The 9183-nt window shown below is 72.8% G+C and carries 5 protein-coding genes and 1 pseudogene; 5 read left to right on the top strand and 1 reads right to left on the bottom strand.

Annotated elements, in window-relative coordinates; translation table 11 throughout:
* Positions 1 to 324: 324 nt before the first annotated feature.
* The 5 genes from IG62_RS0140380 (at position 325) to IG62_RS0140360 (ending at position 5798) form a co-directional block, all read left to right on the top strand.
* Positions 325 to 1683, top strand: a complete 1359-nt coding sequence (locus IG62_RS0140380; protein ID WP_030816116.1) for a phosphomannomutase/phosphoglucomutase — start codon at positions 325 to 327, stop codon at positions 1681 to 1683.
* Between the two features lie 119 nt (positions 1684 to 1802).
* On the top strand, positions 1803 to 1985 hold the full coding sequence (locus tag IG62_RS0140375; RefSeq protein WP_030816115.1) for a Trm112 family protein: 183 nt from the start codon (positions 1803 to 1805) through the stop codon (positions 1983 to 1985).
* 78 nt (positions 1986 to 2063) lie between these two features.
* Positions 2064 to 3206, top strand: coding sequence for an SIS domain-containing protein (locus tag IG62_RS0140370; RefSeq protein ID WP_030816114.1), 1143 nt, complete (start codon positions 2064 to 2066; stop codon positions 3204 to 3206).
* 112 nt (positions 3207 to 3318) lie between these two features.
* Complete coding sequence (manA, locus tag IG62_RS0140365; RefSeq protein ID WP_030816113.1) at positions 3319 to 4536, top strand: mannose-6-phosphate isomerase, class I; 1218 nt, start codon at positions 3319 to 3321, stop codon at positions 4534 to 4536.
* A gap of 302 nt (positions 4537 to 4838) precedes the next feature.
* Entirely contained in the window at positions 4839 to 5798 is a 960-nt protein-coding gene (locus tag IG62_RS0140360) for a cation diffusion facilitator family transporter (protein ID WP_030816110.1), read from the top strand.
* A gap of 611 nt (positions 5799 to 6409) precedes the next feature.
* Here IG62_RS0140360 and IG62_RS42845 read toward each other — a convergent pair.
* Positions 6410 to 8603 (bottom strand): annotated as a pseudogene (locus IG62_RS42845) (fructose-specific PTS transporter subunit EIIC).
* Between the last annotated feature and the right edge of the window lie 580 nt (positions 8604 to 9183).

Raw genomic sequence — 9183 nt, 5'->3', positions numbered from 1 at the left:
ATTCCCCTCACGGGAGGGGACGGGCCGGAGGGGCCGGTGTTTGGGACGTAAAGCGACAGCAGTCCCAAACACCGGCCCCGGAGGCCCGTCACCGCACCCGACACCCACCCAGCCCGCCGCAGGCGCCACGGCGAGACGCCCCGCGGCGGGAGAGGCGGGGACGTACGCGGCGCCGCAAAGCGCAACGGCGAGCGAGCCCCGCGGCGGGACAGACGGGTACGTGCGGGGGCTCCGCACGGCGGGACGGCCGAGTACGTGGGGGCGCCGCAAAGCGGTCAACGGTAGGTTTGGGGTGTCCCGAACACACCCCAGGAGGACCCACTCGTGACCGACCTGTCGCACATCGTCAAGGCGTACGACGTACGCGGTGTCGTCCCCACTCAGTGGGACGAACCGCTCTCCGAGCTGTTCGGCGCGGCCTTCGTCGAGGTCACCGGCGCGGACGCGATCGTGATCGGACACGACATGCGGCCCTCCTCGCCGGGCCTGGCCACGGCCTTCGCGCGCGGGGCCGCGGCCCGCGGCGCGGACGTCACCCTGATCGGCCTGTGCTCCACCGACGAGCTGTACTTCGCCAGCGGCTCCCTCGGCCTGCCCGGCGCCATGTTCACCGCCTCGCACAACCCTGCCCAGTACAACGGCATCAAGATGTGCCGGGCCGGCGCCGCCCCCGTCGGCCAGGACACCGGCCTCGCCGACATCCGCGCCCTGGTCGAGCGCTGGTCCGACGAGGGCGCCCCCGAGCCGGCCGCCACCCCCGGCACCATCGGCGAACGCGACGTGCTCGCCGACTACGGAGCCCACCTGCGCGGCCTGGTCGACCTCACCGCGATCCGCCCCCTGAAGGTGGTCGTGGACGCCGGCAACGGCATGGGCGGACACACCGTCCCCACCGTCTTCGCCGGCCTGCCGCTCGAACTCGACGCCCTGTACTTCGAGTTGGACGGCTCCTTCCCCAACCACGAGGCCAACCCCCTCGACCCGAAGAACATCGTCGACCTCCAGGCCCGGGTCCGCGAGACCGGCGCCGACCTCGGTATCGCCTTCGACGGCGACGCCGACCGCTGCTTCGTCGTCGACGAGAACGGCGACCCGGTCTCCCCGTCCGCGATCACCGCCCTGGTCGCCGCCCGCGAGCTGGCCAAGCACCCCGGCTCCACCGTCATCCACAACTGCATCACCTCCTGGTCCGTCCCCGAGGTCGTCAGGGAGAACGGCGGCGCCCCGGTACGCACCCGCGTCGGGCACTCGTTCATCAAGGAGGAGATGGCCAAGACCGGCGCCGTCTTCGGCGGCGAGCACTCCGCGCACTACTACTTCCGCGACTTCTGGAACGCCGACACCGGCATGCTCGCCGCCCTGCACGTCCTCGCCGCCCTCGGCGGCCAGGACCGCCCGCTGTCGCAGCTCGTCGCCGAGTACGACCGCTACGCCGCCTCCGGCGAGATCAACAGCACCGTCGACGACCAGACCGGCCGGCTCGCCGCGATCAAGGCCGCCTACGAGGGCCGCGAGGGCATCACCCTCGACGAACTGGACGGCCTGACCGTCACCGCCGACGACTGGTGGTTCAACGTCCGGCCCTCCAACACCGAGCCGCTGCTGCGCCTGAACGCCGAGGCCCGCGACGCCGACACCGTCGCCCGGGTCCGCGACGAGGTCCTGGCGATCATCCGCGGCTGACCCTCTCCCACGGGCGGGGCACCCGCCCCGCCCGTGGCGCCACACCCCGCCGAGCAGGCCGCGCCCGCCCCACCGGCGGTACGCTGGCCACGCCGCAACCACCCGAAGGAGCAGCGCCCATGCCGGTCGAAGCCAGCTTGATCCAGATCCTCGCCTGCCCGGCGTGCCACGCCCCCCTCGAGGACCGGACGGCCACCGAACCGGCCGAGCTGGTCTGCACCTCCGGCGACTGCGGCCTCGCGTACCCCGTCCGGGACGGCATCCCCGTACTCCTCGTCGACGAAGCACGCCGCCCCGCCTGACCCGGGCCCGCCGGGTCCGCGGGCCCGGCACCGCCCGGCACAACCCGCCCGCACCGGCGATCGGAGGCCGCGCCCACCATGCTCGACGAGTCCCTCCTCGACACCCCTGACGCGCTGGCCGGCGCCGACCGCTTCGGCCTGCTGCGCGGCGTCGCCGAATCCGGCGCCCGGGCCCGCACCGCCGCCCGCAGCGCCGCCGAATCCGGCATCCCCGAACTGACCCCCGACGGCCGGCCGCGCGCCGTCCTCGTCGCCGGCCCCGGCCCCGCCGCGGCCGGCGTCGCCGACCTGCTGCGCGCCCTCAGCGGCGGCAGCTGCCCGGTCAGCCTCATCCAGCCCACCGGCGTCGCCCCGCTGCCCGGAGCGCTGCGCTGGACACTGCCCGGCTGGGCCGGCCCGCTCGACCTGCTGCTCCTCGCCGGCCCGGACGCCGCCGACCCCGGCCTCGCCGAACTCGTCGAACAGGCCTACCGCCGCGGCTGCGCCGTCGTCGCCGTCACCCCCGCCGGCGGCCCGCTCGCCGACGCCGTCATCCAGGCCCGCGGCCTCGCCGTACCGCTCGCCACCACCGCCTACGACGCAGAGTTCGACGTCGAGGGCGCCCCGCCGGCCGCCCCCGGCACCCTCTGGTCCGTCCTCATCCCGCTGCTCTCGCTCGCCGACCGGACCGGCCTGATCAGCGCCCCGCAGGACGCCCTCGGCAAACTCGCCGACCGCCTCGACCACCTCGCCGAACGCTGCGGCCCGGCCGTCCCCACCTACTCCAACCCCGGCAAGGCCCTCGCCGCCCACCTCGCCGACGCGGTCCCGCTCATCTGGACCGAGGGCACCCTCGCGCACGCCGTCGGCCGGCACTTCGCCACCGAACTCGCCGGCCTCGCCGGCCGCCCCGCCCTCGCCGCCGAACTCCCCGAGGCGCTCACCACCCACCGCACCCTGCTCGCCGGCGCCCTCGCCCCCGGTACCGACCCGGACGACTTCTTCCGCGACCGCGTCGAACAGCCCACGGCGACCACCCTGCACGCCCGCGTCGTGCTGCTGCGGGACCAGGAACCCGGCACACTGTCCGCCACCCACGCCGCCCAGGCCCTCGCCGAGGAACGCGACACCGCCCTCACCGAGCTCCAGCCCGGCCCCGGCAGTGACCTGGAGATGGCCGCGGAACTACTCGCCATCGCAGATTTCGGCGCCGTTTACCTGGCGCTCGCCGGCACCGAGTGATCTTTGACGGCCGGCCCGCACACACGGGTCGGCCGGCCCGCACCCGCGGGCCCGCGAGCCGCACCCCGCGAGCCCGCCCGCCGCCCCGGACGACCTCAGGAAGCAGCACCCCATGGACCGCCTCGCCAATACCGTGCGCCCCTACGCCTGGGGCTCCACCACCGCCATCCCGGAGCTCCTCGGCACCGCACCCACCGGCGAACCCCAGGCCGAGATGTGGATGGGCGCCCACCCCGGCGCCCCCTCCCGCCTCGACCGCGGCACCGGCCCCCGCTCCCTCGCCGAGATCATCGAGGCCGACCCCGAGGCCGAACTCGGCCCCGGCGCCGTCCGCGCCTTCGGCCCCCGGCTGCCCTTCCTGCTCAAACTGCTCGCCGCCGGCTCACCGCTCTCCCTCCAGGTCCACCCCGACCTGACCCAGGCCCGCGAGGGCTTCGCCGACGAGGAGCGGCGCGGCGTGCCGCTCGACGCCCCCCACCGCAACTACAAGGACGCCAACCACAAGCCCGAGCTGATCTGCGCCCTCACCCCCTTCGAGGGCCTGTGCGGCTTCCGGCACCCCGCCGAGACCGCCGACCTCCTCGAAGACCTCGGTATCGACGACCTCACGCCGTACGTCGACATCCTGCGCGCCAGCCCCGAGGCGGACGCGCTGCGCGAGGTCCTCACCGCAGTCCTCAGCGCCGAACACCACGCCATCGCCGGCACCGTCGAACGCGCCGCCGTCGCCGCCGGCCAACTCGCCGCCAAGGGCGGACCGCACGCCGACACCTACGCCGCCTACGCCGGCCTCGCCCACCACTACCCCGGCGACCCCGGCGTGCTCGCCGCCATGCTCCTCAACCACGTCCGGCTCCAGCCCGGCGAGGCCCTCTTCCTCGGCGCCGGCATCCCGCACGCCTACATCAGCGGCCTCGGTGTCGAGCTGATGGCCAACTCCGACAACGTGCTGCGCTGCGGGCTGACCCCCAAGCATGTCGACGTCCCCGAACTCCTGCGGGTGGTCCGCTTCGAAGCCGGCGACGCGGGCGTCCTCCGCCCCGAGGACATCGGCGGCGAAGAGGTCTACGACACCCCCGTCGACGAGTTCCGGCTCTCCCGCTTCGTCCTCGCCCCCGGCGCCGCCCCGCACCCGCTCGCCTCCGCCACCCCGCAGATCCTCCTGTGCACCGCGGGCACCGTCCACCTCCACGCCGACGTGGCCGGCCAACCGGCCGACGCACCGGCCGAACTGACCCTGGCCCCCGGCGAATCCGCCTTCGTACCGGCCGGCGAGCCCCTCACCCTCACCGGCGAGGGCACGCTCTTCCGGGCGACGGTGGTGGCGTAGGGCGGGCGGGGCCGATCGCGCGCCCGTAGGGGCGTGCGGAACGGTGGACCCGGACCCCGGATCCGGACCCGGGGCCCCGGCGGTGGCACAGCGCGACGGGGACCGTACGGTGAGTCGGTCCGGGACCGCCCGGGAGTCCGCCGGGGACCGCACGGGAGTCCGTTCGGAACCGTGCGCGGAGGCCGTCCGCCAGGTGGCCTCCTCGCGTCCGCCGGCCGCCGGGCTGCAACAATGACCGCCGCACAGCATTAAAGGGGCGGTAAAGCGGCGAGCCCCGTCGACGGAAGGGACATGCGGCACATATGAGCGCATCAGGCGGGACAAAGGCGATCGTTGCGGCGCTGGGCGCCAACCTGGCGATCGCCGCAGCGAAGTTCGTGGCCTTCGCCTTCAGCGGCTCGTCCTCGATGCTGGCGGAAGGCGTGCACTCCATCGCGGACTCCGGCAACCAGGGCCTGCTGCTGCTCGGCGGCAAGAAGGCGAAGCGCGCGGCCACCGAGGAGCACCCCTTCGGCTACGGCCGGGAGCGCTACATCTACGGCTTCCTGGTCTCCATCGTCCTGTTCACCATCGGCGGCGTCTTCGCCCTCTACGAGGGCTACGAGAAGATCCACGACCCGCACCCGCTGGAGGCCTGGTACTGGCCGATCGGCGTCCTGGTCTTCGCCGTGATCGCCGAGGGCTTCTCCTTCCGCACGGCCATCAAGGAGTCCAACGAGCTGCGCGGCAAGCAGACCTGGGCCCAGTTCGTCCGCCGCGCCAAGGCCCCCGAGCTGCCCGTGGTGCTGCTGGAGGACTTCGGCGCCCTGGTCGGCCTGGTCCTCGCGCTGGGCGGCGTCGGCCTCACCCTCCTCACCGGCAACGGCATCTGGGACGGCATCGGCACCATGTGCATCGGCGCGCTGCTGGTGCTGATCGCGCTCGTCCTGGCCGCCGAGACCAAGTCGCTGCTGCTCGGCGAGGCGGCCGGTCCCGAGCAGGTCGCCATGATCCGCGCCGCGGTCGTCGACGGCGACGTCGTCACCCGCGTGATCCACATGCGCACGCTCCACCTCGGCCCCGAGGAACTGCTGGTCGCCGCCAAGATCGCGGTCCGGCACGACGACACCGCCGTCCAGATCGCCGACGCCATCAACGCCGCCGAGGCCCGCATCCGCGAGGCCGTCCCGATCGCCCGCGTCATCTACCTCGAACCGGACATTTACCACGAGGCCACCGCCGCCAAGGGCCCCGACCCGACGAAGACACCGGGCGGCCACTGACCCCGAGGCGCTGCCTGCCACGCGATAACGAATGGGCCCCCACACTCCCACTCCCTCGGAGCGCGGGGGCCCACCCATGGGAATACCTCCCCGACCATGGGAATACCTCCCCAACTCCCCTGCGTTGACGGCCCCGAGGGGGCCCGCGCGCCCCTTACGGGATCTGTTCGACCCCGCCCTACGGGATCTGTTCGACCCCGTCCTGCCGGATTTCCCGAGGGTGGCTTACCCCGGGGAGCCCGCCGCCGGATTGCCCCGGGCCCCGACGCCGGCTTATCCGGGACGCCGATGCCGGCTTTCCCTGGGGACCCAGACGCCGGTTTGCCCCGGAGCCGCCGACGCCGGTTCACCGAGACCGGGGGACAGCTCCCCGGAGGCCGGGGGGAGCTGCCCGGAGACCGGGGACAGCTCCCCTGCGGACGGGAACAACTGCCCAGCGGAGACCAGGAATGGAATGGCCTCCCGGCAGAGAAGGGATCAACTCCCCAGCGGAGACCGGGAATACCGCCCGTCGCCGCCGCGTTGATGGCCCCGAGGGGACCCTCGCGCCCCCTACGGGATCTGTTCGACCCCGCCCTACGGGACATCCCCACCCCAGCCCTCCAAATCCCCTACTGGATCTCCCCGAGAACGCCCAGCAACGCCTCGGTGTTCGCCGCCTCCTGCAGTCGCGCCCGGAAGTCCGCGTCCATCAACTTCCGCGACAGCAACGCCAGGATCCGCAGATGCTCGTCCCCGGCCGCCGCCTCCGGTACCGCGATCAGGAAAACCAGCCGGGCCGGCGTGCCGTCCAGCGAACCCCAGTCGATCCCCTCCGCGGACCGCGCGAACCCGACGACCGGCGCGTTCACCGCGTCCGTCTTGGCGTGCGGAACGGCGATCTCCTCACCGAGCCCGGTGGTGCCCTGCGCCTCCCGGGCCAGCGCCACCCGCACCAGCTCGGCCACGTCCGTCACCCGGCCGGTTCCCGCCACCAGTTCGGCCATCTCGCGGATTGCCGCTTCCTTGTTGTCGGCGGCGAGCTCCGTCTTGACGGTCTCCTCGGTGAGATACCCCGAAAGCACCTCCGGACCCTCTGGACCCTCCGGACTCGCCGAACCCTCCGGACCTTCAGGGCCTTCCGGACCCGCCGAACCCTCCGGACCCCCCGCCTCCGACGACCCCACAGCAGCACCCACAACAGCAGCCGCAGTGGCCCCAGCAGACGCCCCGCTGGCCCCGCCGGCCATGCCAGCCACCCCAGTCTCGCTGGCCACTCCAGTCACCCTCGCCCCGCCGGCCGCGACCAGCTCGTCCACCGCGACCACCTCATCCACCACGCCCGACTTACCCGACTCGCCCGACTCGCCCCCAGCCCCTGACGCGGGGCTCGCCGCGACGGCAACCCCGCCCTTCCGCCGTTCCGAAAGATCGACCAGCGTCACCGTCGTCAAAGCCGTGACCACCGCTCCGATCACCACGGCGAGGACGAACGCCGGCACCCCGCCGACCGCCCCCAGCACCGCCACGATCGGCCCGCCGTGCGGCACCGCGTCCGCCACCCCGGTCATCCCCGCGACCGCACCGGCCGCCGCGCCACCGAGCATGTTCGCCGGAATGACCTGGGCGGGCCGGGCCGCGGCGAACGGAATCGCACCCTCCGAGATCCCGAAGAGCCCCATGAACAGCGCCGCCATGCCGGTCTCACGCTCCTGCTCGGAGTACAGCCGACGACGGACCAGCGTGGCCAGCCCCTGCCCCAACGGCATGACCGGAATCGCCGCGGCACACATGCCCATCACCGTCTGGTTACCGGACGCGATCAGTCCCGCGCCGAACAGGAACGCGGTCTTGTTGACCGGACCGCCCATGTCGAACGCGATCATCAGCCCGAGGATCGCGCCGAGCAGGATCGCACTCGACCCGGTCATCCCGCCGAGCCACCCCGTGAGGTGCGTGAACACCCAGGCGACCGGCTTGCCGATCACGTAGATGAAGAACAGCCCGAGCGCGGTGGTTGCCACGACCGGGATCACGATGATCGGCATGATCGGCTGGACGAACTTCGGGACCCTGACCTTCTTGATCCACTGCACCAGATAGCCGGCCAGGAAACCGGTGACGATCGCGCCGATGAAACCCGCGCCCGCCTTGGAGTCGTACAACGCGCCCGTATTGGCGATCCAGCCGCCGATCATGCCCGGCACCAGCGCCGGCCGGTCGCCGATCGCGTAGGCGATGTAGCCGGACAGGATCGGCACCATCAGCGTGAAGCCGATGACCCCGACGTCATTGACGTGCTTCCAGAACGAGCCGTCCGGGATCACCAGACCGCCGTCCGCCTGCGGATGCCCGCCCAGAGCCAGCGATATCGCGATCAGCAACCCGCCGACCACCACGAACGGGATCATGTAGCTGACCCCGTTCATCAGCGCCTTGTACGCGACGCTGCGCTCCTTGCCGCCACTGCCCGACGCCGTCGCCGTACCGGCCGCCGCATGGTCACCCGTACCGCCGCCATCGCCGTCCCCGCGCCCGTACACCGGCGCGCTCCGCACCCGCTCGATCAGTCGCTCGGGTGATGGATCCCCTCGGCAACCCCGACCGCCAGCACCCTCTTGCCGACGAACCGGCTGCGGTCGACGTCCTTGTCTGCCGCGATGATGATCCCGTCCGCGTCTCTGACATCGTTGTCAGACAGTACGTTCTCAGCCCCGATGGAACCCTGGGTCTCCACCTTGATCTGATGACCGAGCGACCGGGCCGCCTGGGTCAGTTTCTCGGCGCCATATACGTGTGGGCGATCCCGGTCGGGCAGGCCGTCACTGCGAGCAGCTTCAGCCCCTGCCCGCCCGTCCCCGCACCGTTGGGGGGATCGGTTGGACTCGTGGTCACGTGGTTCTCCTCACGAACATGCGCGGTCGTGCAGGCGTGCCGGTCCGCGCGCTCCAGGCATCCTGCATGACGACCCTGCCCCCGCAAACCCCTCCCGCCCCACCTTCCGTCCCCCGTCACAACACCTCCCCGCACCCCTTTCCCCACCCCTCACGAGCCTTACCGCACACGCCTCCCCACCCCTCACAAGCCTTCCTGCGCACGCCTACGCACCCCCTCACGAGCCTTCCTTCACACACCCATCCACGCCCCCTACGGCCCTCCTGCCACACGCCTACGCACCCCCTAGCAAGCCCTCCACCTCCGCCGCCACGCCTCGCCGCCTCGCCGCCCCGCCGCCGGCCCACTACTGAGCCACCACCGAACCGCCACCGGCCCCTACCGCACCGCCACCGCACCGCCACCGGCCCACCGCCGTACCGCCCCGCAACCCTGAATCCCCGGCCCGCCCCACCGCCCACCTGCAGCACCCACCCTGTCTCTTATACACATCTCCGAGCCCACGAGACGG

Source organism: Streptomyces sp. NRRL S-337, assembly GCF_000720175.1.
GTDB lineage: Bacteria > Actinomycetota > Actinomycetes > Streptomycetales > Streptomycetaceae > Streptomyces > Streptomyces siderophoricus.
The sequence above is the reverse complement of the archived record's forward strand: the minus strand, read 5'-3'. Positions and strand labels throughout refer to the sequence as shown.

Bases quoted from the DNA above. Each gene is read 5' to 3' on its own strand.
- IG62_RS0140375 (WP_030816115.1), top strand. From the start codon at position 1,803: ATGCCGGTCGAAGCCAGCTTGATCCAGATCCTCGCCTGCCCGGCGTGC.
- IG62_RS0140370 (WP_030816114.1), top strand. From the start codon at position 2,064: ATGCTCGACGAGTCCCTCCTCGACACCCCTGACGCGCTGGCCGGCGCC.
- manA (WP_030816113.1), top strand. From the start codon at position 3,319: ATGGACCGCCTCGCCAATACCGTGCGCCCCTACGCCTGGGGCTCCACC.
- IG62_RS0140360 (WP_030816110.1), top strand. From the start codon at position 4,839: ATGAGCGCATCAGGCGGGACAAAGGCGATCGTTGCGGCGCTGGGCGCC.